Annotated in this window: 22 protein-coding genes and 1 pseudogene; 11 read left to right on the top strand and 12 right to left on the bottom strand. The window is 61.7% G+C overall.

The genetic code is table 11. The annotated features are described in order from the left end of the window. The 9 genes and pseudogenes from V7773_RS28910 to rpsB form a co-directional block, all read right to left on the bottom strand. Positions 1 to 246, bottom strand: a pseudogene (locus V7773_RS28910) (outer membrane protein assembly factor BamA); the annotation flags it as partial. Positions 247 to 320: 74 nt separating this feature from the next. After that, positions 321 to 1,673: an RIP metalloprotease RseP gene (gene rseP / locus V7773_RS28905; RefSeq protein ID WP_092144065.1), complete on the bottom strand. Its 1,353-nt coding sequence runs from the start codon at positions 1,671 to 1,673 to the stop codon at positions 321 to 323. Between the two features lie 52 nt (positions 1,674 to 1,725). Further along, positions 1,726 to 2,916: a 1-deoxy-D-xylulose-5-phosphate reductoisomerase gene (gene ispC, locus V7773_RS28900; protein WP_336076345.1), complete on the bottom strand. Its 1,191-nt coding sequence runs from the start codon at positions 2,914 to 2,916 to the stop codon at positions 1,726 to 1,728. Beyond that, complete coding sequence (locus V7773_RS28895; protein ID WP_063322763.1) at positions 2,913 to 3,719, bottom strand: phosphatidate cytidylyltransferase; 807 nt, start codon at positions 3,717 to 3,719, stop codon at positions 2,913 to 2,915. Before V7773_RS28895 ends, ispC begins: the two co-directional genes overlap by 4 nt. Next, the gene (gene uppS, locus V7773_RS28890; protein ID WP_063322764.1) at positions 3,719 to 4,474 is read right to left on the bottom strand and encodes a polyprenyl diphosphate synthase; all 756 of its coding nucleotides are present in this window, start codon (positions 4,472 to 4,474) and stop codon (positions 3,719 to 3,721) included. Before uppS ends, V7773_RS28895 begins: the two co-directional genes overlap by 1 nt. A gap of 13 nt (positions 4,475 to 4,487) precedes the next feature. Continuing rightward, entirely contained in the window at positions 4,488 to 5,045 is a 558-nt protein-coding gene (gene frr, locus V7773_RS28885; RefSeq protein ID WP_063322765.1) for a ribosome recycling factor, read from the bottom strand. Then, complete coding sequence (gene pyrH, locus V7773_RS28880) at positions 5,042 to 5,785, bottom strand: UMP kinase (protein WP_003198235.1); 744 nt, start codon at positions 5,783 to 5,785, stop codon at positions 5,042 to 5,044. The genes frr and pyrH overlap by 4 nt, the downstream gene beginning before the upstream one ends. A 213-nt stretch (positions 5,786 to 5,998) precedes the next feature. Further along, positions 5,999 to 6,865 carry a translation elongation factor Ts gene (tsf, locus tag V7773_RS28875; RefSeq protein WP_092144062.1) on the bottom strand — a complete coding sequence of 289 codons (867 nt, stop codon included), beginning with the start codon at positions 6,863 to 6,865 and terminating at the stop codon, positions 5,999 to 6,001. Positions 6,866 to 7,059: 194 nt separating this feature from the next. Beyond that, positions 7,060 to 7,797 carry a 30S ribosomal protein S2 gene (gene rpsB, locus V7773_RS28870; RefSeq protein WP_003198231.1) on the bottom strand — a complete coding sequence of 246 codons (738 nt, stop codon included), beginning with the start codon at positions 7,795 to 7,797 and terminating at the stop codon, positions 7,060 to 7,062. A gap of 465 nt (positions 7,798 to 8,262) precedes the next feature. Between rpsB and map the strand changes: the two genes are divergently transcribed. From map to V7773_RS28850, 4 genes are all read left to right on the top strand, one after another. Continuing rightward, entirely contained in the window at positions 8,263 to 9,045 is a 783-nt protein-coding gene (map, locus tag V7773_RS28865; protein WP_057448350.1) for a type I methionyl aminopeptidase, read from the top strand. Between the two features lie 38 nt (positions 9,046 to 9,083). Further along, positions 9,084 to 11,786: a [protein-PII] uridylyltransferase gene (locus V7773_RS28860; RefSeq protein WP_063322767.1), complete on the top strand. Its 2,703-nt coding sequence runs from the start codon at positions 9,084 to 9,086 to the stop codon at positions 11,784 to 11,786. 60 nt (positions 11,787 to 11,846) lie between these two features. Then, entirely contained in the window at positions 11,847 to 13,046 is a 1,200-nt protein-coding gene (gene dapC, locus V7773_RS28855) for a succinyldiaminopimelate transaminase (RefSeq protein ID WP_336076344.1), read from the top strand. A 202-nt stretch (positions 13,047 to 13,248) separates the two neighbouring features. Further along, positions 13,249 to 13,551: an XRE family transcriptional regulator gene (locus tag V7773_RS28850; RefSeq protein WP_057448352.1), complete on the top strand. Its 303-nt coding sequence runs from the start codon at positions 13,249 to 13,251 to the stop codon at positions 13,549 to 13,551. Positions 13,552 to 13,707: 156 nt separating this feature from the next. Here the strand turns inward: V7773_RS28850 and V7773_RS28845 are convergent, their stop codons facing one another. Both V7773_RS28845 and V7773_RS28840 read right to left on the bottom strand, forming a co-directional pair. Then, complete coding sequence (locus V7773_RS28845) at positions 13,708 to 15,354, bottom strand: Na+/H+ antiporter (RefSeq protein ID WP_336076343.1); 1,647 nt, start codon at positions 15,352 to 15,354, stop codon at positions 13,708 to 13,710. Between the two features lie 183 nt (positions 15,355 to 15,537). After that, complete coding sequence (locus V7773_RS28840) at positions 15,538 to 16,893, bottom strand: type III effector protein RopAA (RefSeq protein WP_336076342.1); 1,356 nt, start codon at positions 16,891 to 16,893, stop codon at positions 15,538 to 15,540. A 178-nt stretch (positions 16,894 to 17,071) separates the two neighbouring features. On the opposite strand from V7773_RS28840, the gene V7773_RS28835 reads away from it, so the two are divergent. From V7773_RS28835 to V7773_RS28820, 4 genes are all read left to right on the top strand, one after another. Next, positions 17,072 to 17,434 (top strand): ArsC family reductase, encoded by a 363-nt coding sequence (locus V7773_RS28835; protein ID WP_063322771.1) that lies wholly within the window; start codon positions 17,072 to 17,074, stop codon positions 17,432 to 17,434. 32 nt (positions 17,435 to 17,466) lie between these two features. Beyond that, positions 17,467 to 18,501 (top strand): 2,3,4,5-tetrahydropyridine-2,6-dicarboxylate N-succinyltransferase, encoded by a 1,035-nt coding sequence (gene dapD / locus V7773_RS28830; RefSeq protein ID WP_063322772.1) that lies wholly within the window; start codon positions 17,467 to 17,469, stop codon positions 18,499 to 18,501. Between the two features lie 174 nt (positions 18,502 to 18,675). Beyond that, a complete protein-coding gene (locus tag V7773_RS28825; protein ID WP_092144044.1) occupies positions 18,676 to 19,881 on the top strand; it encodes an aminotransferase class V-fold PLP-dependent enzyme in 1,206 nt (401 codons plus the stop codon). Then, the gene (locus V7773_RS28820) at positions 19,878 to 20,285 is read left to right on the top strand and encodes a SufE family protein (protein WP_092223259.1); all 408 of its coding nucleotides are present in this window, start codon (positions 19,878 to 19,880) and stop codon (positions 20,283 to 20,285) included. The genes V7773_RS28825 and V7773_RS28820 overlap by 4 nt, the downstream gene beginning before the upstream one ends. Before the next feature lie 126 nt (positions 20,286 to 20,411). On the opposite strand, the gene tcdA is transcribed toward V7773_RS28820, so the two are convergent. Next, on the bottom strand, positions 20,412 to 21,230 hold the full coding sequence (tcdA, locus tag V7773_RS28815) for a tRNA cyclic N6-threonylcarbamoyladenosine(37) synthase TcdA (protein ID WP_336076341.1): 819 nt from the start codon (positions 21,228 to 21,230) through the stop codon (positions 20,412 to 20,414). Between the two features lie 278 nt (positions 21,231 to 21,508). On the opposite strand from tcdA, the gene dapE reads away from it, so the two are divergent. The 3 genes from dapE to V7773_RS28800 all read left to right on the top strand — a co-directional run bounded on the left by dapE (position 21,509) and on the right by V7773_RS28800 (position 23,929). Then, positions 21,509 to 22,660: a succinyl-diaminopimelate desuccinylase gene (dapE, locus tag V7773_RS28810; protein ID WP_092349585.1), complete on the top strand. Its 1,152-nt coding sequence runs from the start codon at positions 21,509 to 21,511 to the stop codon at positions 22,658 to 22,660. Next, the gene (locus tag V7773_RS28805) at positions 22,660 to 23,469 is read left to right on the top strand and encodes a putative RNA methyltransferase (protein WP_092144036.1); all 810 of its coding nucleotides are present in this window, start codon (positions 22,660 to 22,662) and stop codon (positions 23,467 to 23,469) included. Before dapE ends, V7773_RS28805 begins: the two co-directional genes overlap by 1 nt. Before the next feature lie 82 nt (positions 23,470 to 23,551). Further along, positions 23,552 to 23,929 carry a hypothetical protein gene (locus V7773_RS28800; RefSeq protein WP_003198200.1) on the top strand — a complete coding sequence of 126 codons (378 nt, stop codon included), beginning with the start codon at positions 23,552 to 23,554 and terminating at the stop codon, positions 23,927 to 23,929. The last annotated feature ends 29 nt before the right edge of the window (positions 23,930 to 23,958 follow it).

The raw sequence follows: 23,958 nt of genomic DNA, 5'->3' as shown, positions 1-23,958 counted from the left end.
GACATTGCCGTCACGGCCCAGTTGGATATCTTGAAAGAAGCCGGTCTTGAACAGCGCACGCGTGGATTCCACCAGGCGCCGATCATCCGCCTGCTCGCCGACGTTCAACGGCAAGGCACCAAAGACGCTACCCGCGGAGACCCGCTGGAGGCCGTTGACGCGAATATCAGAGATAGTGAAGGACTCGGCGTGAACTTCGGCGATCATCAATACGGTGAGAACCGCAGTTAGCAGCAGACGTTTCATGAAGTCCTTTCTTATTCCAACTGGCAATAAACAAACTGCCGCAAAATGCGGCAGATTCGCAATTCAGCGAAGCGTTACAGACGACCCAGATCGTTGACGAGGGCAAGCAACATGACCCCGACCACCAAGCTGATACCGATCTGTATCCCCCAACCTTGCACCCGATCCGACAAGGGACGACCACGCGCCCACTCGATCAGATAAAACAGCAGATGCCCCCCATCCAGTACCGGGATGGGCAGCAAATTCAGAACCCCCAGGCTAATGCTCAGATAAGCAAGGAAATTCAGGAAATCAGCGACGCCCGACTGGGCAGAAGCGCCCGCCACTTTAGCAATGGTTATCGGTCCACTCAAGTTTTTTACCGAGAGCTCGCCGAACAACATTTTCTTGAGCGAGTCCAGCGTCAGGACGCTCATGGTCCAGGTACGACGCGCACCCTCGCCAATCGCCGCCACCGGGCCGAAACTGACCTCGCGAATCATTTCCGGTGGCCAGTCGACCGCCTTGACGCCCGCCCCCAGGTAACCGCTCGGTGCCTTGCTCTCGCCACGGGCGGCCAGGGTCACCGGGACATCGATTGGAGCACCGTCGCGCTCGATGCGCAGCACAATTTTGGTATCAGGACGTACACGAACCGAATCGACCACCTGCTGCCAATCGCTGACCGGCTGACCGTCGAGGGCCAGCAACCGATCGCCGGTCTTCAGGCCTGCAGCCTGGGCCGGGCCTTTCGGATCGAGTTCGGCGAGTATCGGTGGCATCGCCGGACGCCATGGCCGGATCCCCAGGGACCGGATCGGATCCGGCTCGTCGGCGCCCTTGAGCCAGTTGTCCAAGGTCAGTTCGCGAGGCGAATCCACCGTGGAGCCCTGCTCGCGCACCATCAATTGCAACGAACCGCTCTCACCCAGGCGACGCACCAGTTGCAGATTGACCGCCGCCCAGCCCGAGGTCGGCTCGCCGTCGATAGCGACGATTTCCTGCCCGACGCCCAACCCGGCACGGGCGGCAACGCTACCCGACTCCACCGCACCGATGACCGGACGCACCTGCTCGCTGCCCAGCATGGCCAGGCCCCAGAAAAACACCATGGCCAGCAGGAAGTTGGCGATCGGCCCCGCGGCGACGATGGCAATACGCTGACGGACGGTCTTGCGATTGAAGGATTGATCGAGCTGGTCTGCCGGGACTTCACCTTCTCGCTCATCGAGCATCTTGACGTAGCCGCCCAGCGGGATGGCCGCCACGACGAACTCGGTGCCTTTCTTGTCGTGCCAGCGCAGCAAGGGCATGCCAAAGCCCACGGAAAAACGCAGGACCTTGACGCCACAGCGCCGCGCGACCCAGAAATGACCGAATTCGTGAAATGTGACCAACACCCCCAAGGCAACCAGGGTGCCGACAATCATATAGAGCGCGCTCATCTGTTTTCTCCGCAATCCTGTCCAGGGCAACCCTGGCTAACGTATCGCAGCTTCAACGCCCGTGGCGCTGCAGCCATTGGCCCGCCAATTCACGAGCCCTGGCATCCGCCGTAAATACCGTGTCGAGGTCATCGACCGAAACCACGGCCTCGAGATTCAAGACTTCCTCGATGATACTCGCGATCTCGAGGTAACGGACACGTCCATCGAGAAACGCTGCAACCGCCACTTCATTGGCGGCATTAAGCATGGCCGGCGCGCTGCCACCCGCCTCGGCCGCCTGGCGCGCCAGGCGCAGGCAGGGGAAACGCTGCTCATCGGGCGCCTGGAAATCCAGGCGAGCGATGGCGAACAGGTCCAGCGGCGCAACACCCGAATCGATACGCTCCGGCCAGGCCAGGGCATTGGCGATCGGGGTGCGCATGTCCGGATTGCCCAACTGGGCCAGCACCGAACCATCGACATAGTCCACCAGGGAATGAATCACGCTCTGGGGATGAATCACCACCTCGACCTGGGACGGCTTGGCATCGAACAGCCAGCAGGCCTCGATCAGCTCCAACCCCTTGTTCATCATGCTGGCCGAATCCACGGAAATCTTGCGCCCCATGGACCAGTTCGGGTGGGCACAGGCCTGCTCGGGTGAAACATGCACCAATTCTTCCAGCGGCGTCTGCCGGAACGGACCACCGGAGGCTGTCAGCAAAATCCGCCGGACACCCACCGCGCCGAGGCCACGGGAAAAATCCTGCGGCATGCATTGAAAAATCGCATTGTGCTCGCTGTCGATAGGCAGCAACACCGAACCGCTTTTGCGCACAGCCTGCATGAACAGCGCGCCGGACATCACCAGCGCTTCTTTATTGGCCAGCAGGATCTTCTTGCCTGCTTCCACCGCCGCCAGCGTCGGACGCAAGCCCGCCGCACCGACGATTGCCGCCATCACGGCGTCGACTTCCGGGTCGGAAGCCACTTGGCAGAGGCCTTCCTCCCCCACCAGCACGCGAGTTTGCAGGCCGGCTGCGCGCAGATCGTCCTGCAGCGCCCGCGCCACAGCGGCCTCAGGCACCACGGCAAACCGCGGCGTGTGGCGTATGCACAAGGCCAGCAATTCACTCATGCGCGTGAAACCACTGAGGGCGAACACCTGGTAACGCTGCGGGTGCCGGCCGATGACGTCAAGCGTACTCAGGCCGATCGAACCGGTCGCACCGAGGACAGTGATCTGCTGGGGGCGACTCACGACGCCGCCATCCACAACAGCACGGCAAAGATCGGAATCGCGGCGGTAAGGCTGTCGATGCGATCCAGCACGCCACCGTGACCGGGCAGCAGGTTACTGCTGTCCTTGATTCCCGACTGACGCTTGAACATGCTTTCGGTCAGGTCGCCAACCACTGACACAAATACGATCAACGCGGCCCCCATAAGGCCCATCAGCAGCTGCGCGACCGTCCAGTCCCGCACGAAGCCGACCACAGTGGTGATCACCAGGCTCAAGGCCAGGCCACCATAGACCCCTTCCCAGCTCTTGCCAGGGCTGACCTTCGGCGCCAGCTTGCGCTTGCCGAAGGCCTTGCCGGAAAAATAGGCGCCGACGTCGGCACCCCAGACCAACACCATCACGGCCATGATCTGCCAGTTGCCCAGCGGGTCTTGCTTGATCCAGATCAGCCCTTGCCAGGCCGGCAGCAGGATCAACAGGCCGATCACCAGCTTGGTCGCCGCATTGGCCCAATGATGGGTAGTCTGCGGGTAGGTCAGGACCAGGAAGGTCGCTGTCGCCCACCACAGCACCGCGGCACCCAACACCCAAGGCGCGAGCCCGGGCATCACGTACATGATGAACAGCATGGCCGCCACGGCCGCTGCGTAGGCCACGCGCGCCGACTGCGCAGGAAAACCCGCCAGCCGCGCCCATTCCCACGCCCCCAGGGTCACGACCAGTCCGATGAACAGCGCAAAACTGGCGCCTTCGAGCAGGAAGAAACCGCCCAGGGCGATGGGCAACAGGATCAAGGCAGTGATGATTCGTTGTTTGAGCATTAAACCCGGGCTCCAGCTTCGATCTGCTCGCTCGTTTTACCGAAGCGACGCTGACGGGAAGCGAAATCGGCCAGTGCGGTGCGCATGGCATCGTGTTTGAAGTCCGGCCAGAACAGGTCGGAGAAGTACAACTCGGCATACGCCAACTGCCAGAGCAGGAAGTTGCTGATGCGATGCTCGCCACCGGTACGGATGCACAGGTCCGGCAACGGCAGGTCGCCGGTCGCCAGGCAGGTCTGCAGCAGTTCCGGCGTGATGTCTTCCGGGCGCAGGTGCCCGGCCTGGACTTCCCGCGCCAGCCGCTGGGCAGCCTGGGCAATGTCCCACTGTCCACCATAGTTGGCGGCGATCTGCAGGACAAACCGATCGGCGCCCGCAGTCGCTGCCTCGGCTTCGCGCATCGCAGCCTGCAATTCAGGATGGAAGCGCGAGCGATCACCGATGATCCGCAGGCTGATCTTGTTATCGTTGAGGCGCTTGGCCTCACGACGCAGGGCCTTGAGGAACAGGTCCATCAAGGCACTGACTTCATCGGCCGGACGCTGCCAGTTCTCACTGGAGAAGGCGAACAGGGTCAGCACCTCGACCCCTGCCTCGGCGCACACCTCGATGACCGCACGCACCGCATCGACACCCGCCTTGTGCCCGGCGACGCCAGGCATAAAGCGTTTCTTGGCCCAGCGGTTATTGCCGTCCATGATGATCGCCACGTGGCGCGGCACCGCGAACGGCACGGCCTGCTTGGTCTTTTCCATGAAAACGAGACCCTTATACGGCCATCAGGTCTTTTTCTTTCTGCGCCAAATCCGCGTCGATCTTAGCCACGTACTTCTTGGTCAGGTCGTCGATCTCGCCAGTGGCACGACGCTCTTCGTCTTCGCTGATTTCCTTTTCCTTGACCAGGTCCTTGAGCTGGCTGTTGGCATCACGACGGATGTTGCGCACGGCAACACGGGCGTCTTCAGCCACATCACGGGCCTGTTTGGTGAAGCCCTTGCGGGTCTCTTCGGTCAGGGCCGGCATGGAGATCAGCAGCAGCTCACCCAGGTTGGTCGGGTTCAGGTTCAGACCGGCACTGCCGATGGCCTTATCGACCGCGGCCAGCATGTTGCGCTCAAAGGCCACGACCTGCAGGGTACGCGCGTCCTTGACGGTGATGTTGGCCACTTGCTTGATCGGGGTATCGGAGCCGTAGTACGGCACCATCACGCCCTCAAGGATGCTCGGGTGCGCCTGGCCGGTGCGGATGCGACCGAAGTTGTGCGCCAGGGACTCCAGGGATTTCTGCATGCGCTGTTCAGCGTCTTTCTTGATTTCGTTGATCATTGTTGAACTTCCTCGATCAGTGTTCCTTCGGCGCCGCCATGGACGATATTCAGCAGGGCACCGGGCTTGTTCATGTTAAAGACACGCAGCGGCATCTTGTGGTCGCGGCAGAGACAGATAGCCGTCAGATCCATTACCCCCAGCTTGCGATCCAGCACTTCATCGTAGGTCAGATGATCGAACTTCTCGGCATGCGGGTCCTTGAACGGGTCAGCGGTATAGACGCCATCGACCTTGGTTGCCTTGAGCACGACATCGGCATCGATCTCGATCGCTCGCAGGCAGGCGGCCGAATCCGTGGTGAAGAACGGATTACCGGTACCGGCGGCAAAAATCACCACTTCCTTGGAGTTGAGGTGGCGCATGGCTTTGCGGCGGTCGTAGTGATCGGTTACGCCAACCATGGAAATGGCCGACATCACGATGGCCGAGATATTGGCACGCTCCAGCGCGTCACGCATAGCCAGGGCGTTCATCACAGTAGCCAGCATGCCCATGTGGTCGCCCGTGACCCGGTCCATGCCGGCCGCGCTCAGCGCCGCGCCGCGAAACAGGTTGCCGCCGCCGATGACCAGACCGACCTGAACGCCGATCCCGACCAGTTGGCCGACTTCCAGGGCCATGCGATCCAGCACTTTCGGATCGATCCCGAACTCTTCCGAGCCCATCAGGGCCTCGCCGCTAAGCTTGAGTAGAATGCGTTTATAGCGAGCCTGATAACCACTGCCCTGCTGAGCCATTGCGAATCTCTCCTGCGGCGTATTTTCGAAAATTCTTTGCAGGCTGTTTGCAGCCTGCGTCTACTCTAGTCTGACGCTGACACAGCGCCATCGGAACACGGCTTTGTAAGCCAGTTCCGACAGGAAACCAATAAAAATCGGCATCCCCATCCAAAAAGAGGCTGCGCGCGTTAAGCGGGCAGCCTCTTCAGGGCGACAGTTGTAAAAACCGTCTTATTGCTTGCTGGCAGCAGCTACCTGGGCAGCAACTTCTTCAGCGAAGTTGTCGACCGGCTTCTCGATGCCGTCGCCCACTTTGAAGTAGGTGAACGAAACGATTTCAGCACCGGCTTTCTTCGCCAGGTCGCCGACCTTGACTTCCGGGTTCTTGACGAAAGCCTGCTCAACCAGGCTGGCTTCGGCCAGGAACTTGGAGATACGGCCGCTGACCATTTTTTCTGCGATTTCAGCAGGCTTGCCTTTCAGCTTTTCTTCGTTCAGCTGCAGGAAAACGCCCTTCTCGCGCTCGATCGCTTCAGCCGAAACGTCCGAAGGCAGCAGGAACTCAGGGTTGGTTGCAGCAACGTGCATGGCGATGTCTTTCGCCAGCTCGGTATCGCCGCCCTTCAGAACAACCGCAACACCGATCTTGTTGCCGTGCAGGTAGGTACCGACCACGTCACCTTCAACACGAACCAGACGGCGGATGTTGACGTTTTCGCCGGTCTTGCCAACCAGGACCAGGCGCGCTTCTTCCTGAGCTTCGATCAGCGGAGCTGCGTCGGTCAGTTTGTCAGCGAAGGCTTTTTCGACGCTGGCAGCGACGAATGCCTTGAAGTCATCCTGCAGGGCCAGGAAGTCGGTCTGGGAGTTAACTTCCAGCAGAACGGCAGCCTTGCCGTCGTCCTTGATGGCGATGGCGCCTTCAGCGGCAACGTTGCCCGCTTTCTTGGCAGCCTTGATGGCGCCCGAAGCACGCATGTCATCAATGGCTTTTTCGATGTCGCCGCCAGCCTTGGTCAAGGCTTTCTTGCAGTCCATCATGCCTTCGCCGGTACGCTCGCGCAGTTCTTTGACCAACGCTGCAGTAATCTCTGCCATTTCAAAATCCTCTTGGATAGGTTTTCAACCATTCCACCCGATCGAACGGGCGATCAATTCTTCCTGGAAAACCACTGCTTATAGGCCACGGCAGGTTACAAACAGATCACTGCGCTGGCGGCAAATGGTTTTCGAGGTGGCAAAAAGGGGGCCAAGCCCCCTTTTTGCTTACTGAGTCAACGCCAGGGCGTCAATTACTCAGCGGCTGCTGCCGGAGCTTCTTCAGCGAAGACTTCGGTGCCGCCATTCACGTTGTTGCGACCACGGATAACAGCGTCAGCCATCGAACCCATGTACAGCTGGATGGCGCGGATGGCGTCATCGTTGCCTGGGATGATGTAGTCAACGCCTTCCGGGCTGCTGTTGGTATCGACAACGCCGATGACCGGGATACCCAGCTTGTTGGCTTCGGTGATCGCGATGCGCTCGTGGTCAACGTCGATCACGAACAGCGCGTCAGGCAGACCGCCCATGTCCTTGATACCGCCCAGGGAGCGGTCCAGCTTCTCAAGATCGCGAGTGCGCATCAGCGCTTCTTTCTTGGTCAGCTTGGCGAAAGTACCGTCTTCGGACTGGACTTCAAGGTCACGCAGACGCTTGATGGAAGCGCGAATGGTCTTGAAGTTGGTCAGCATGCCGCCCAACCAGCGGTGATCGACGTACGGCGAACCGCAACGTGCTGCTTCTTCAGCAACGATCTTGCCAGCGGAACGCTTGGTGCCGACGAACAGAATCTTGTTTTTGCCCTGGGCCAGGCGCTCTACGAAGGTCAGTGCTTCGTTGAACATCGGCAGGGTTTTTTCAAGGTTGATGATGTGGATCTTGTTACGCGCGCCGAAAATGTACTTGCCCATTTTCGGGTTCCAGTAACGGGTCTGGTGACCGAAGTGCACACCGGCCTTCAGCATATCGCGCATGTTGACTTGGGACATGATAGTTCCTTGATAAGTCGGGTTTGGCCTCCACGTATCCCAATGACCAACCAGCGGCTATATAAGCCAAAGGCACCCAGGTCATCGTGTCGACACGTGTGTGGATTTAAGCTTACGGGGTCATCCCCGGAAAGCGGCGCATTTTATACCACAGCAAGGGCGAAAACGGAACATGGAATCTGCTGCTCCGGCAAAACACCTCAAGCTGAGCGCAAAACCGTGGCGAGGGAGCTTGCTCCCGCTGGGCTGCGCAGCAGCCCCAAAAAAAGCGAGGACCGCTACGCGCCCCAGCGGGAACAAGCTCCCTCGCCACGGTTTATTTGTGACGCTTAACCGATCTGGTATTGCAGACAGGCGCGGATTGCCGGGATCGTCTGTTAGAATCGCCTCTTTCAGGGCCGTTCGGAGCATCCTCCGCCGCCCATTTCGTTTTGAACAGCGCCGTCGGGCGCAGAGAGAGCCTGTATGACCGTTACCCTCAAGACTCCCGAGGACATCGCCAAAATGCGTGTCGCCGGCAAACTCGCCGCCGATGTGCTGGAGATGATCGCCGACTACGTCAAGCCTGGCGTGACCACCGAAGAGCTGGACCGCATCTGCCATGACTACATCGTCAACGAGCAGAAAGCCATCCCGGCCCCGCTCAACTACAAAGGCTTCCCGAAGTCGATCTGCACCTCGATCAACCACGTGGTCTGCCACGGCATCCCCAACGAAAAACCGTTGAAGGATGGCGACACCCTGAACATCGACGTCACCGTCATCAAGGACGGCTTTCACGGCGACACCAGCCGCATGTTCCATGTCGGCAACGTGCCGGAGTGGGCCGAGCGCCTGTCCAAGGTCACCCAGGAATGCATGTACATGGCCATCGAACTGGTGAAGCCGGGCTGCCGCCTGGGGGACATCGGCGAAGTGATCCAGAAGCACGCGCAGAAAAACGGCTTCTCGGTGGTACGCGAATTCTGCGGCCATGGCATCGGCAAGGTGTTCCACGAAGAACCGCAGATCCTGCACTACGGCCGTGCCGGCACCGGTATGGAACTGCAGGCGGGCATGACCTTCACCATCGAGCCGATGATCAACCAGGGACGCGCCGATACCAAGGTGCTGGGCGACGGCTGGACTGCCATCACCAAGGATCGCAAGCTGTCGGCCCAGTGGGAACACACCTTGCTGGTCACCGAGACCGGATACGAGATCTTTACCCTGCGCAGCGATGACACCATCCCTCGCGTTTCCGCCTGATCCGAACCCAGCCTATAGATAGAAAGGAAAGTCATTCAATGCCGCAGGTGGATCCCGAACTCTTCGACCGCGGCCAGTTCCAGGCTGAACTGGCCCTGAAGGCAAGCCCCATCGCGGCGTTCAAGAAGGCGATCCGCCAGGCCCACGAAGTGCTCGACCAGCGCTTTCGCAACGGCCGGGACATTCGGCGGCTGATCGAGGACCGTGCCTGGTTCGTCGATAACATCCTGCAAAAAGCCTGGGAACAGTTCAACTGGAGCGAGGATGCCGACATCGCCCTGGTGGCGGTCGGCGGCTACGGGCGCGGCGAACTGCACCCCTACTCCGACATCGATCTGCTGATCCTGCTCGACAGCGCCGATCATGAAGTTTTCCGTGACTCCATCGAGCGGTTCCTGACGCTGCTGTGGGACATCGGCCTGGAAGTCGGCCAGAGCGTGCGCTCGGTGCAGGAATGCGCCGACGAGGCCCGCGCCGACCTGACGGTGATCACCAACCTGATGGAAAGCCGCACCATCGCCGGCCCCGAGCACCTGCGCCAGCGCATGCTCGATGTCACCAGCACGGCGCACATGTGGCCCAGCAAGGACTTTTTCCTGGCCAAGCGCGCCGAGCAGAAGGCCCGCCACCACAAGTACAACGACACCGAATACAACCTGGAGCCCAACGTCAAGGGCTCGCCCGGCGGGCTGCGGGACATCCAGACGATCCTATGGGTCGCCCGGCGCCAGTACGGCACGCTGAACCTGCGCGCCCTGGCCGGTGAAGGTTTCCTGGTGGAAAGCGAAAACGCCTTGCTGGCCTCGTCCCAGGAATTCCTGTGGAAGGTCCGCTACGCCCTGCACATGCTGGCCGGGCGCGCCGAAGATCGCCTGCTGTTCGACCATCAGCGCTCCATCGCCAGCCTGTTGGGTTTCGAAGGGCAGGATGCCAAGCAATCCATCGAAAACTTCATGCAGCAGTACTACCGCGTGGTGATGAGCATCGCCCAACTCAGCGAACTGATCATCCAGCACTTCGAGGAAGTCATCCTCGCCCCCGAAGACGAAGAACCGCCGCAGCCGATCAATTCACGTTTCCAACTGCACGACGGCTACATCGAGGCGCGCAACGCCAATGTATTCCGTCGCACGCCGTTCGCCATGCTGGAAATCTTCGTGCTCATGGCCCAGCAACCGGAAATCAAGGGTGTACGCGCCGACACCATTCGCTTGCTGCGGGAAAACCGTCACCTGATCGATGAAGATTTCCGTCACGACATCCGCAACACCAGCCTGTTCATCGAGTTGTTCAAGTGCAAGATCGGCGTGCATCGCAACCTGCGGCGCATGAACCGCTACGGGATTCTCGGGCGTTATCTGCCGGAGTTCGGTTTCATCGTTGGGCAAATGCAGCACGACCTGTTCCACATCTATACGGTCGATGCCCACACCCTGAACCTGATCAAGCACCTGCGTAAGCTCCAGTACACCCAGGTGTCGGAGAAATTCCCGCTGGCCAGCAAGCTCATGGCCAAGTTGCCCAAGCCCGAACTGATCTACATGGCAGGGCTGTATCACGACATCGGCAAGGGTCGTCAAGGCGATCACTCCGAGATTGGCGCGGTGGATGCCGAGGCTTTCTGCCAGCGCCATCAACTGCCGCTGTGGGACAGCCGACTGATCGTCTGGCTGGTGCAGAACCACCTGATGATGTCCACCACCGCCCAGCGCAAGGATTTGTCCGACCCGCAGGTGATCCACGACTTCGCCCAGATCGTCGGCGATGAAACGCGCCTGGACTATCTCTACGTGCTGACTGTGGCCGACATCAACGCCACCAACCCAAGCCTGTGGAACTCCTGGCGCGCCAGCCTGTTGCGCCAGCTCTACACCGAGACCAAGCGCGCCTTGCGCCGCGGCCTGGAAAACCCCGTGGATCGCGAAGAGCAGATCCGTCGCACCCAAAGCGCAGCCCTGGACATCCTGGTGCGCGGTGGCACCGACCCGGACGACGTCGAGCAGCTCTGGTCGCAATTGGGCGATGACTACTTCCTGCGCCATACCGCCGGCGACGTGGCCTGGCACAGCGATGCGATCCTGCAGCAACCGGCCGATGGCGGGCCGCTGGTGCTGATCAAGGAAACCACCCAGCGCGAGTTCGAGGGCGGCACGCAGATCTTCATCTACGCCCCGGACCAGCACGACTTCTTCGCCGTGACCGTGGCAGCGATGGACCAGCTCAACCTCAACATCCATGACGCCCGGGTCATTACCTCGAGCAGCCAGTTCACCCTCGACACCTACATCGTGCTCGACACCGACGGCGACTCGATTGGCGACAACCCGGCGCGGGTCAAGCAGATTCGCGATGGCCTGACCGAAGCCCTGCGCAACCCGGCGGACTACCCGACCATCATCCAGCGACGGGTGCCGCGCCAGCTCAAGCATTTTGCGTTTGCCCCACAGGTGACGATCCACAACGACGCCCAGCGCCAGGTCACCGTCCTGGAACTCAGCGCCCCGGACCGCCCGGGCCTGCTGGCGCGAATCGGCCATATTTTCCTGGAGTTCGACCTGTCGCTGCAAAACGCGAAGATCGCCACCCTCGGCGAACGGGTGGAAGACGTCTTCTTCATCACCGACGCACATAACCAGCCGCTGTCCGATCCGCAGCTGTGCAGCCGCCTGCAGGAAGCGATCGTGCAGCATTTGAGCGTCAACCAGGAACCCGATGCTCACATGACACGTATCAGCATCTGAACGAACACATTCCCCCTGTGGGAGCGGGCTTGCTCGCTCCCACATTGAACGAGGCCCTTGATGAACAACGCTTTGAACCAGTTGCAGCCCTACCCGTTCGAAAAGCTCCGCGCCTTGCTTGGCAGCGTCACGCCCAACCCGGACAAGCACCCTATCGCCCTGTCCATCGGCGAACCCAAACATCGCTCACCCAGCTTCGTGGCTGAAGCCCTGGCCAGCAACCTGGAAAAAATGGCCGTGTACCCGACCACCCTCGGCATCCCGGAGTTGCGTGAGGCCATCACTGGCTGGTGCGAGCGTCGCTTCAACGTGCCGAGCGGCTGGCTAGACCCGGCGCGCCACGTGCTGCCGGTCAATGGCACCCGTGAAGCCTTGTTCGCCTTCACCCAGACCGTGGTCAACCGTGGCGACGATGCCCTGGTGGTCAGCCCAAACCCGTTCTACCAGATCTACGAAGGCGCGGCGTTCCTGGCCGGGGCCAAGCCGCACTACCTGCCGTGCCTGGACGAAAACGGCTTCAATCCGGATTTCGATGCCGTCTCACCCGACATCTGGAAGCGCTGCCAGATCCTGTTCCTGTGCTCCCCGGGCAACCCGACCGGCGCGCTGATCCCGGTGGACGTGCTGAAAAAACTCATCGCCCTGGCTGACGAACATGACTTCGTCATCGCGGCAGACGAGTGCTACAGCGAACTGTACTTCGACGAACAGACCCCGCCGCCGGGGCTGCTCAGCGCCTGCGTCGAACTCGGTCGCAAGGATTTCAAGCGCTGCGTGGTGTTCCACAGCCTGTCCAAACGTTCCAACCTGCCCGGCCTGCGCTCCGGCTTCGTCGCTGGCGACGCGGACATCCTCAAGGGTTTCCTGCTGTACCGCACCTACCACGGCTGCGCCATGCCGGTTCAGACCCAACTGGCGAGCATCGCGGCGTGGAACGATGAAGTGCACGTACGCGCCAACCGTGCGCTGTACCGGGAAAAATTCGACGCAGTGCTGGAAATCCTCAGCCCGGTGCTGGACGTGCAACGTCCCGATGGCAGTTTCTACCTGTGGCCAAACGTGGCCGGCGATGATGCAGCGTTCTGCCGCGACCTGTTCGAACAGGAACACGTGACCGTGGTGCCAGGCTCCTACCTGTCCCGTGAAGTGGATGGCGTCAACCCAGGCGCCGGGCGCGTGCGCATGGCCCTGGTCGCGCCGCTGGCTGAATGCGTGGAAGCGGCGGAGCGGATTCGCGCGTTTATCCAGCGTCGGGGTTGATGGCTGTCTAGGACTGAAGCGGACCGCTGTTGTGGCGAGGGAGCTTGCTCCCGCTGGGCTGCGCAGCGGCCCCAACAGCAACATCCGTACCGGCCATCACCTCTCCCTGTACAAATCCTCAGTGATGCCTAGGTTGCGCAATGCACCTATTTCGGTACATCTCATTCATAATGGATATCGCGCCATTATGATGAGGTACGGCATGAACAAGCACATCGGATCTGATTTTGACGATTTCCTCGCCGAGCAAGGCATCGCCGAAGAAGTTTCCGCCGCTGCGCTCAAACGCGTTATTGCCTGGCAGATTGCCGAAGCCATGAAGCTTCAGAAAGTGACCAAAAAGGCCTTGGCACAACGGATGCACACCAGTCGCACTGCTGTTGATCGTGCGCTGGATCAGAACGATGCAGGAATGACACTGGCAACGCTTGCCAGCGCGGCGCGTGCGTTGGGTCAGAGGGTGGAAGTACGGTTGGTGCCTGAGCAGGAAGAGGCCCACGCATAAGCGCTGTTGTGGCGAGGGAGCTTGCTCCCGCTGGGCTGCGCAGCGGCCCCCACGGCAGTCAACTCAATTTACCTGACACACCGGGTTGCCTGTTTTTGGGGGCGCTTCGCGCCCCAGCGGTAGCAAGCTCCCTCGCCACAATTAGCTTTGCGCAATCTATTTACCCAACCCCAAATTCGCCTCCGCCAAATCCAACTCCCCCAGCACCTCACGCAGCACGTCATCGCCAATCTGGTGATGACGACTAAGGCGATACAACTCCAGCCGCTGCGCCCGAAAAGCCTTCAAGCGCAGCCGGCGCTCCAGCAGATCCATCTCGAATGCCAACGCCTGGGCCTCGGCGGAGTCGTTGAACACGTCCAACTGATGACGATACTCGGACATCAACCGCGCCTTGACCTCGGCCGCCAGCGCCGCCTGGGCGGCATCCGGCGTACTGGCAGGCTCGGTCGGTTCCTCCACTTCCAGCGCATGGATCGCCGCTTCAGCGGTCTTGCGCCAAGCATCGCGGACCTCGGTGCGACGTTTGTCATCGGGGCTCCTCTCGATGCCCCGTAGCAACAATGGCAAGGCGATGCACGCCGCGATCAACGACAACAGAATCACACCGGCAGCAATGAAGATCAGCAAGTCTCGCTCGGGAAATGCCTCGCCGGCGCCCAACAGCAACGGCACCGACAGTACGCCCGCCAGCGTCACCGCACCGCGCACCCCGCCGAAGGTCAACAGCCAGCAGGAACGTGCGTTCGGCACCAGGACCAGCTCACCCTTGCCACGCCAACGGCGCAACAGCCCCGACAGACGCCAGATGCTTTGCACCCAGACAAACCGCAGCACCAGCAACACCAGGAAAATCGCCACCACATCCACGCAGCGGTAGAACAGCGTTGGCCACAGCGTCGTCTCGTGGCTGGTCACTGCCTTGATGATGTCCGGCAGTTGCAAGCCCAGCAGCAGGAAGATCAAGCCATTGAAGGCAAACTCCAACAGCGACCAGACACTGCGATTGAGCAGCCGCGTGCCGGTCTGGCGCGGCAGCAGGTCGAGCCAGCTCTGCATCATCCCCGCTGCCACCGCCGAGAGAATCCCCGAGGCGCCCAAGCGCTCAGCCAGCACATAGGCCGCGAACGGCAGCAGCAACATGAACACCACATGGGTAGCCGGGTCGTCCCAGCCCCGGGCAATCATCCAGGCCCGCAGCCGCCCCAACAACCAGCTCAAGGCCACGCCGACCAACAGGCCGCCAACCGCCACCAGCACGAATGTCAGGCTCGCGCCCGCCAGGGAAAATACCCCGGTGATAGCCGCCGCCAAGGCGAACTTGAAGGTCACCAGGCCCGACGCATCGTTCATCAGCGCCTCGCCCTGGAGCATGTGCATCAGCGGCCCGGGCAAACGGTCCCGGGCAATCGCCGACACCGCCACCGCATCGGTCGGCGACAGCACCGCAGCCAGGGCGAAGGCCACCGGCAACGGGATACTCGGCAGCAGCCAATGAATGAAATAGCCGGCGCCCACCACCGTGAACAACACCAGGCCCACCGCCAACGTCAGGATCGGCCCTCGCAGGCGCCACAACTCACGCTTGGGCATGCGCCAGCCATCGGAGAACAGCAGCGGAGGCAAGAAGAGAAACAGAAACAGTTCGGGATCGAGGGCCACGTGCAAGCCCAGGGACGGCCAGGCCAGCAGCGCACCCGCGCCGATCTGCACCAGGGGCAACGGTAATGGGACCAACCGTCCGAGCAGGCGCGAAACGCCCACCAGCATCAACAGGATCAGGACGGTATAGGCGCTTTGCATAACGGACTTCCAATGACAGCCATATACATCTGCGGCAACCGCTGGCCGGTGAAGTGCCATATTAACTGCCAAGGTGAACCGTTGCCGTTGCACATTGGTCGCACCTCAGCGGCATCAATGCGCAGTCGTCCCTTGGCCGCTCCTAACCTCCATGCGGCAGGAGCGACCGCGGATTATCGGAAGCTAAACAGCTCGCTCAGCGGCACTGAGCGTTGAGCGGGCCGAGACAAAATCGACGTCGTCACCCTCATTGTCGCTATCTTCCCCGATCTGTTCGGCCGTCGACATTTCGACCAAGGGCAACATTCCCTGCAGCTCATCTGGATGAGCGGGACCGGCGGATAGCCTGTCCAATGCGGCGGAGGCCTTGTCCGCCAACGGCTGGGTCATCACTCCCGTTGTCACCCAGGCGGCGAGCACCGGGGCCATCGTGGCTGTAACCGTCGCCTTACCAGCCGCCGCAACACCCGCAGGCGAAATCCCGGCGCTCCTGGCTGCGTTGACAGCGGCGGTCTGCGCCATACCGATCGCAGTAATACCACCGGCCAACGCTCCGAGACCACTGACCAAACCTGTCGGCGTAACCAAGGCTTGCAGCGATTTGCTGCCATCACGCATCGCGTCCAGCGGCAGGCTGCCGACTCGCTTCGCAATGCCCATCGCAGCACTCCCTACGCCATAATTCTTGAGGTCTTTGTAACGCTGATGCCAGTCTTGACGCCCCAACAGGTATTCCGGGCCAATCCGGTGTTTCGATTTATCGATGGAATGTTGCAGGTCATAGGCGGCCATGCCTGAAAGCGGAGAACCGACGGCAGCTATCACAGAGTCCACCTTGCTGCCCGTTTGCGCATCAACGGTCTTCGTCACGACGGGTTGGATGACCGTGCGCAACACGTTTCGCGCGGAGAAGGTCTGGAAAGTCAGGCTGCCTTCAATAGCCTGAGTCGTCAGGCTCGGCTTCACCGCCTGGGCGGCTTCCTGCATGACCGGCTCCAGATCGGCATTTTCGGCCACCAGCCACTGGGTGTCGCTGGTGGCGCGCTTGATCAGGCCATTGCCGACCGTGTCGGCGGCGCTGCTGACCAGGCCGGCAATCGCCGACAGCGCCAACGGCGCGGTAATCGAGCCATTGCCGGTCACCGCCGGGGCGAAGTCCAGCGCGATGGACGCCGCGCCGAAGGGAACCGAACGAAGGAATCCAACGGTGTCATGGGCCGCGCGATCCAGCCGCGCGCCTTTGGTCAGCACGGCATCGACGCTTTCCGCGGTTTCCCCGTCATTGGCCAAGGTACGTGAACGATCGTCGATCAGTGCTTCGAAGGCCTCGCGATTGGCACCGTTTATATGCGGCTCGAATACCCGGGTGAGCTGGGCCTTGATTGCACCAGTCCGATTTGCCAGGTCCTGTGCAGCCGTGACAGGGCCGATCGGGATGGATGCAGCGGTCCCGGTAGTCGATGTCGTTGAATGAGGCGGGAGCGTCTCTTCAGTCTGAAGCGTCAGTGGATGGGGCGGTGTCAGGGAGATGGAATCCATGGGCGGGTCTCTTGTGCGAAAAAAAGTGCCGGGTTTACCTGTGCTGTGTGGTCACCTCTTTCCTATCGGTTCCGCCTCGTCCGATCCGTCGCGACAGTCAAGGCACTGAAAGGAACGACGTGGCATAATCGTCCGCTGATTTTCAGGACGATACCGGGAACGTTTTGGGGGAGCATTCATGCCCAAGGAAAACAAGCACTTACAGCTTTTCGGCATCAAAGCCTGCGATACGATGAAAAAAGCGCGTACCTGGCTCGATGAGCACGCTGTACGCTACGACTTTCACGATTACAAGACCGCCGGCATCGACCGTGAGCACCTGACCCAATGGTGCAACGAGCATGGCTGGCAAGTGGTGTTGAACCGTGCCGGTACGACCTTTCGCAAACTCGACGACGAACGCAAAGCCGATCTCGACCAGACGAAAGCCATCGAACTGATGCTCGCCCAACCCTCGATGATCAAGCGCCCGGTGCTCGATCTCGGTGACCGAACCCTGATTGGCTTCAAGCCAGATATCTATGCGGCAGAAATCAAGTAAACCTGCCCAGTCCATTTTGTAGAGGTAATTTCATGTCCACTACCCTGTTCAGCCTGGCCTTCGGTGTCGGCACTCAAAACCGTCAAGGCGCCTGGCTGGAAGTGTTCTACGCACAGCCACTGCTCAACCCGTCGGCTGACATCATCAAGGCCATCGCGCCGATCCTCGGCTACAGCGAAGGCAACCAGGCCATCACCTTCACCACCACCCAGGCCTCGCAACTGGCTGAAGCCCTCAAGGGCGTCGATGCCGCACAGGCTGCCCTGCTGACCCGCCTGGCTGAAAGCCACAAGCCGCTGGTCGCCACCCTGCTGGCCGAAGATGCCCAACTGAGCTCCACCCCTGAGGCCTACCTCAAGCTGCACCTGCTGTCCCATCGCCTGGTCAAGCCCCACGGCCTGAACCTGGCTGGCATCTTCCCGCTGCTGCCGAACGTGGCCTGGACCAGCCAAGGCGCGATCGACCTGGCCGAACTGGCCGAGCACCAGCTCGAAGCCCGCCTGCGTGGCGAACTGCTGGAAGTGTTCTCGGTGGACAAGTTCCCGAAAATGACCGACTACGTGGTCCCGGCCGGCGTGCGTATCGCCGATGCCGCGCGGATCCGCCTGGGCGCCTATGTGGGTGAAGGCACCACGGTCATGCACGAAGGTTTCGTCAACTTCAACGCCGGCACCGAAGGCCCGGGCATGATCGAAGGCCGCGTATCGGCGGGTGTGTTCGTCGGCAAGGGCTCGGACCTGGGCGGCGGTTGCTCCACCATGGGCACCCTGTCGGGCGGCGGCAACATCGTGATCAAGGTCGGCGAAGGCTGCCTGATCGGCGCCAACGCCGGCATCGGTATCCCGCTGGGCGACCGCAACACCGTGGAGTCGGGCCTGTATGTGACCGCCGGCACCAAAGTGAAGCTGCTGGACGAAAACAACCAACTGGTCAAAGTGGTCAAGGCCCGCGACCTGGCCGGCCAGCCCGATCTGTTGTTCCGCCGCAATTCCGAGACCGGCGCGGTGGAATGCAAGACGCATAAGTCGGCCATCGAGCTGAACGAAGCACTGCACGCCCACAACTAAGCGTCACACCACCACCTGTGGGGGCGAGCTATTGTGGGAGCCGAGCTTGCTCGCGATGAACGATGACGCGGTCTTGCAGTTGAACCGTGTCGCTGCCATCGCGAGCGAGCTTGGCTCCCACAAAAAAAGCCCGCTCCCACAGGGTCCGGTGTCATTCCAGCAGGGCCCGAAAGCATGTTGATTCCCTCCCCCTGGCGCACCGACTTCCCGGCCATCGCCGCCCTGCAACGGCAAGGCCAGACCTACCTGGACAGCGCCGCCACCACGCAAAAACCTCAAGCACTGCTGGACGCCCTGACGCATTACTACGCCAACGGCGCGGCCAACGTGCACCGTGCGCAACATTTGCCGGGGGCCCATGCCACCCAGGCGTTCGAGGACAGCCGCCTCAAGGCTTCGCAATGGCTCAATGCCGGAAACTGCGGGCAGGTGGTCTTCACCCACGGCGCGACTTCGGCGCTGAATCTGCTGGCCTACGGGCTGGAACATTTATTCAACCCGGGCGACGAGATCGTCATCAGCGCCCTGGAACACCACGCCAACCTGCTGCCGTGGCAGCAATTGGCCGAACGTCGTTCGTTAACCCTGGTGGTGTTGCCACTGGACGCCGACGGGGTGATCGACCCTGGCGCCGCCGCCGAACTGATCGGCCCGCGTACGCGCTTGCTGGCGGTGAGCCAGTTATCCAATGTGCTGGGGGCCTGGCAACCGGTGCCGGCGCTGCTGGCGCTGGCCAAGGCCCAAGGCGCCTTGACGGTGATCGACGGCGCCCAAGGCGTGGTCCATGGTCGCCATGACGTGGAGGCACTGGGCTGCGACTTTTATGTGTTTTCCAGCCACAAACTTTACGGCCCCGACGGGCTGGGCGTGCTGTTTGGCCGTACCGAAGCCCTTGGCAACCTGCGTCATTGGCAATTCGGCGGCGAAATGGTGCAACAGGCCGATTACCACAGCGCCACCTTCCGTCCGGCGCCGCTGGGCTTCGAAGCCGGCACGCCGCCGATTGCCAGCGTGATCGGGCTGGGGGCAACCCTGGATTACCTGTCCGACCTCGATCCGCAGGCGGTCATCGACCACGAGGCGGCGCTGCACGACTACCTGCTCCATGGCCTGCGGGCCCGCAACGGCGTGCGCCTGGTGGGCAACCCGCGCCTGGCCTTGGTCAGCTTCGTGGTCGAAGGCATCCACAACGCCGACTTGGCCCACCTGCTGACCGAGCAAGGCATCGCCGTGCGCGCCGGACATCACTGCGCCATGCCGCTGTTCAAGCACCTGAAACTGTCCGGGGCGATCCGCGTGTCGCTGGCGCTGTACAACGACTCCGCCGACATCGAACGCTTCTTCGACGCCCTCGATCAGGCCTTGGAGATGTTGCGATGAACCTGCCCGCCGAGGCTGCCACAGCGCTGCAGATTTTCCAGGACGCGTCAGGTTGGGAACAACGGGCCCGGCTGCTGATGCAATGGGGCGAGCGTTTGCCGCCCCTGAGCGACGAGGACAAGTGCGAAGCCAACCTTGTTCACGGCTGTGAAAGCCAGGTGTGGTTGGTGGGTCGCTTGCACGACGGGCACTGGCAGTTTTCCGCCAGCAGCGATGCGCGGTTGATCCGTGGGCTGGTGGCGTTGCTGCTGGCGCGGGTCAACGGGTTGTCCGCCGAGGCGTTGCAGCAGGTGGATCTGCCAGATTGGTTCAACCAGCTGGGATTGTCGCGGCAGCTGTCGCCGTCCCGTAGCAATGGCTTGAATGCGGTGTTGAAGCGGATGTTTGAGTTGACCCGCCAATGATTGTGGCGAGGGAGCTTGCTCCCGCTCGGCTGCGAAGCAGCCGCCTTGGATTCAGCATGATTGACGCCGCCAATGGGGGGCCGCTTCGCGGCCCAGCGGGAGCAAGCTCCCTCGCCACAAAAGCGCTCACTGCCCAGGCTTGACCCTGTCAGCCGGTCGCCGCACTCCGGCCACAATCTTATCCACAGCCTTGGTCGCCGCGACCATGCCAAACGTCGCCGTGACCATCATCACCGCGCCAAACCCACCGGCGCAGTCGAGCTTGACGCCGTCGCCGACAAAACTTTTCTGCAGGCAAATGCTGCCGTCCGGTTTCGGGTAGCGCAGTTGTTCGGTGGAGAACACGCAAGGCACGCTGTAGTGGCGGGTCACGGTGCGGGAAAAGCCGTAGTCGCGGCGCAAGGTGGAACGTACCTTGGAGGCCAGTGGATCGTTGAACGTGCGGTTCAAGTCGCAGACCTGGATCAGCGTCGGGTCGATCTGCCCGCCCGCGCCACCGGTGGTGATGATCTGGATCTTGCGGCGCTTGCACCAGGCGATCAGCGCAGCCTTGGCGTTGACGCTGTCGATGCAGTCGATCACGCAGTCAATGTTCGGTGTGATGTATTCGGCCATGGTGTCGCGGGTGACAAAGTCGGCCACCGCATGCACCGTGCAATCGGGGTTGATCCCGCGCAGCCGCTCGGCCATGACCTCGACCTTGGGCTTGCCGACGGTGCTGTCCAGTGCGTGCAACTGACGGTTGGCGTTGCTGACGCAAACATCGTCCAGGTCGAATAGCGAGATCTCGCCCACGCCGCAACGGGCGATGGCTTCCGCCGCCCAGGAGCCGACACCGCCGACCCCGACAATCGCCACATGGGCCACCCGCAGGCGCGCCAGGCCTTCGATGCCATATAAACGGGCGATGCCGGCAAACCGTGGATCTTCTGTACTCATGACCATTACCCCAAAAACCGGCGCGCATTATAGGGCTTTGCTGGAGCAAATTAAGCAAAACCTCTGTGGGAGCGAGCTTGCTCGCGATGGCATTGTGTCAGGCGACATCCCGGCTGGCTGATCCGACGCCATCGCGAGCGAGCTTGCTCCCACAGGTTTTGTGTTCCACCTGTCCCGCACCAGGGGCCCATGGTGGTCGTTTTGCTATAAGATAACTGCCATTTTGCGCGAGCCTGCCCGCGCCTGTACAAGCCTTGCGTCCATTCTATATTTCCGGAGCTTCCATGACGGCCCACGCCGACCTCTCGCCGACCCTGCAACTCGCCTGCGATCTGATCCGCCGTCCGTCCGTGACGCCGGTGGATGCCGATTGCCAGAAACTGATGATGCAACGCCTGGGCGACGCCGGTTTCAAGCTTGAGCCGATGCGCATCGAGGATGTGGATAACTTCTGGGCCAGCCACGGCAAGCATGACGGCCCGGTGCTGTGCTTCGCCGGACACACCGACGTGGTGCCGACCGGTCCGGTGCAGGCCTGGCAGCTCGACCCGTTCGACGCGGTCATCGACGAACAGGGCATGCTCTGCGGCCGTGGCGCGGCGGACATGAAAGGCAGCCTGGCGGCGATGGTCGTGGCGGCCGAACGGTTCGTCGCCGACTACCCGGACCACAAGGGCTCGCTGACCTTCCTGATCACCAGCGATGAAGAAGGCCCGGCCCACCACGGCACCAAAGCCGTGATCGAGCGCCTCAAGGCCCGTCAGGAACGACTGGACTGGTGCATCGTCGGCGAACCGTCGAGCACCACGCTGGTGGGCGACGTGGTCAAGAATGGCCGGCGCGGTTCCCTCGGCGCGAAGTTGACCGTGCGCGGCAAGCAAGGCCACGTGGCTTATCCACACCTGGCGAAAAATCCGATCCACCTGGCCGCTCCAGCGTTGGCAGAATTGGCCGCCGAGCATTGGGACCACGGCAACGACTTCTTCCCGCCCACCAGTTTCCAGATCTCCAACCTCAACGCCGGCACCGGCGCGACCAACGTGATCCCCGGTGACCTGGTGGCGGTGTTCAACTTCCGTTTCTCCACCGAATCCACCGTCGAAGGCTTGCAACAACGCGTCGCCGACATCCTCGACAAGCACCAGTTGGACTGGCACATCGACTGGGCACTGTCCGGCCTGCCGTTCCTCACCGAACCCGGTGCGCTGCTCGACGCCGTATCGTCGAGCATCAAGGACGTTACCGGCCGCGAGACCCAGGCGTCCACCAGCGGCGGCACGTCCGACGGTCGCTTCATCGCCACCATGGGTACGCAAGTGGTGGAACTGGGGCCGGTCAACGCGACCATCCACCAGGTCAACGAGCGCGTACTGGCCGCCGATCTCGACGTACTGACCGAGATCTACTACAAGACGCTGATCAAGTTGCTCGCCTGATGCTCGCCTGCCCTATTTGCAGTGAACCGCTGAACGCGGTGGACAACGGCGTGGTGTGCCCGGCCGGCCACCGCTTCGACCGCGCGCGGCAGGGTTACCTGAACCTGCTGCCGGTGCAGCACAAGAACAGCCGCGACCCCGGCGACAACCAGGCGATGGTCGAAGCCCGGCGCAACTTCCTCAACGCCGGGCATTACGCCCCGGTCGCCCGGCGCTTGGCGGAACTGGCCGCTGAACGCGCACCCGGACGCTGGCTGGATATTGGTTGTGGCGAGGGCTACTACACCGCGCAGATCGCTGAAGCGTTGCCCAACGCCGATGGTTATGCCCTGGACATTTCCCGAGAAGCGGTCAAGCGCGCCTGCAAACGCAATCCGCAGCTGACCTGGTTGATCGCCAGCATGGCCCGGGTGCCGCTGGCGGACGGCTGCTGCCAGTTCCTGGCCAGCGTGTTCAGTCCGCTGGACTGGCAGGAGGCCAAGCGCTTGCTCAGCCCCGGCGGCGGCCTGATGAAAGTCGGCCCCACCGCCGGCCACCTGATGGAATTGCGCGAGCGCCTGTACGACGAAGTGCGCGAATACATCGACGACAAGCACCTGGCCCTGGTGCCGCCGGGCATGGTGCTGGATCACAGTGAAACCCTCGAATTCAAGCTGACGCTCGCCAATGGCCAGGACCGCGCCAATCTGCTGGCCATGACGCCCCACGGCTGGCGCGCCAGTGCCGAACGCCGTGCCAGCGTGATCGAGCAGGCCGAGCCGTTCCAGGTCACGGTGTCGATGCGCTACGATTATTTCGTTCTTCAATAACCTTTTGATTCCGGGCCCGGGCAACCGCTCGGGCCCCGTTAAATCCGCGAATGGATTTTTCAAGACCGCAGCGAGGATATCCATGCGCCAACCCGATATCGAGATTTACCTCAAAGACGCCGACGTCGACCACAAGGCCATCGCCGCCTGGCTCGGCCAGGCCCTGGGCCCGTGCAGCGACTGGGTCCAGAAAGGCCAGACCTACAAGTGCAAGGCCGGCAACATCCCGGTGACCTGGCTGCCCAAGGCCGTGGGCAAATGGAACAGCCTGTACCTGGAAAGTGACCAGACCCCGTGGGAAGACGACATCGCCTGCGCCCGCGCCGCCTTCGCCGCACTGAACGTCGAAGTGCGCTGCGCGCCTGGGTCATGGGTCGAGGAAGAAGGCGAGGAATCGGCGGATCGCTGGATTCGCATCAGTGCCGACGGGGAAGAAGAGATTACCTGGAAGACGGCGTGACGCTGACTTCCAGCCCACCGAAGAGCCAA

Origin of the sequence: Pseudomonas sp. 3JA (assembly GCF_036961705.1) — a bacterium.
Taxonomy (GTDB): Bacteria; Pseudomonadota; Gammaproteobacteria; order Pseudomonadales; family Pseudomonadaceae; genus Aquipseudomonas; species Aquipseudomonas fluorescens_Q.
This window is presented reverse-complemented; position numbering and strand designations above follow the sequence as displayed.

Coding starts and splice junctions, on each gene's coding strand:
- dapD (WP_063322772.1), top strand. CDS start 17,467: ATGTCCACTACCCTGTTCAGCCTGGCCTTCGGTGTCGGCACTCAAAAC.
- V7773_RS28800 (WP_003198200.1), top strand. CDS start 23,552: ATGCGCCAACCCGATATCGAGATTTACCTCAAAGACGCCGACGTCGAC.
- dapE (WP_092349585.1), top strand. CDS start 21,509: ATGACGGCCCACGCCGACCTCTCGCCGACCCTGCAACTCGCCTGCGAT.
- pyrH (WP_003198235.1), bottom strand. CDS start 5,785: ATGGCTCAGCAGGGCAGTGGTTATCAGGCTCGCTATAAACGCATTCTA.
- frr (WP_063322765.1), bottom strand. CDS start 5,045: ATGATCAACGAAATCAAGAAAGACGCTGAACAGCGCATGCAGAAATCC.
- rseP (WP_092144065.1), bottom strand. CDS start 1,673: ATGAGCGCGCTCTATATGATTGTCGGCACCCTGGTTGCCTTGGGGGTG.
- uppS (WP_063322764.1), bottom strand. CDS start 4,474: ATGGAAAAGACCAAGCAGGCCGTGCCGTTCGCGGTGCCGCGCCACGTG.
- rpsB (WP_003198231.1), bottom strand. CDS start 7,797: ATGTCCCAAGTCAACATGCGCGATATGCTGAAGGCCGGTGTGCACTTC.
- V7773_RS28835 (WP_063322771.1), top strand. CDS start 17,072: ATGCCCAAGGAAAACAAGCACTTACAGCTTTTCGGCATCAAAGCCTGC.
- map (WP_057448350.1), top strand. CDS start 8,263: ATGACCGTTACCCTCAAGACTCCCGAGGACATCGCCAAAATGCGTGTC.
- V7773_RS28825 (WP_092144044.1), top strand. CDS start 18,676: ATGTTGATTCCCTCCCCCTGGCGCACCGACTTCCCGGCCATCGCCGCC.
- V7773_RS28850 (WP_057448352.1), top strand. CDS start 13,249: ATGAACAAGCACATCGGATCTGATTTTGACGATTTCCTCGCCGAGCAA.
- V7773_RS28895 (WP_063322763.1), bottom strand. CDS start 3,719: ATGCTCAAACAACGAATCATCACTGCCTTGATCCTGTTGCCCATCGCC.
- V7773_RS28805 (WP_092144036.1), top strand. CDS start 22,660: ATGCTCGCCTGCCCTATTTGCAGTGAACCGCTGAACGCGGTGGACAAC.
- dapC (WP_336076344.1), top strand. CDS start 11,847: ATGAACAACGCTTTGAACCAGTTGCAGCCCTACCCGTTCGAAAAGCTC.
- V7773_RS28845 (WP_336076343.1), bottom strand. CDS start 15,354: ATGCAAAGCGCCTATACCGTCCTGATCCTGTTGATGCTGGTGGGCGTT.
- tsf (WP_092144062.1), bottom strand. CDS start 6,865: ATGGCAGAGATTACTGCAGCGTTGGTCAAAGAACTGCGCGAGCGTACC.
- tcdA (WP_336076341.1), bottom strand. CDS start 21,230: ATGGTCATGAGTACAGAAGATCCACGGTTTGCCGGCATCGCCCGTTTA.
- V7773_RS28840 (WP_336076342.1), bottom strand. CDS start 16,893: ATGGATTCCATCTCCCTGACACCGCCCCATCCACTGACGCTTCAGACT.
- V7773_RS28860 (WP_063322767.1), top strand. CDS start 9,084: ATGCCGCAGGTGGATCCCGAACTCTTCGACCGCGGCCAGTTCCAGGCT.
- V7773_RS28820 (WP_092223259.1), top strand. CDS start 19,878: ATGAACCTGCCCGCCGAGGCTGCCACAGCGCTGCAGATTTTCCAGGAC.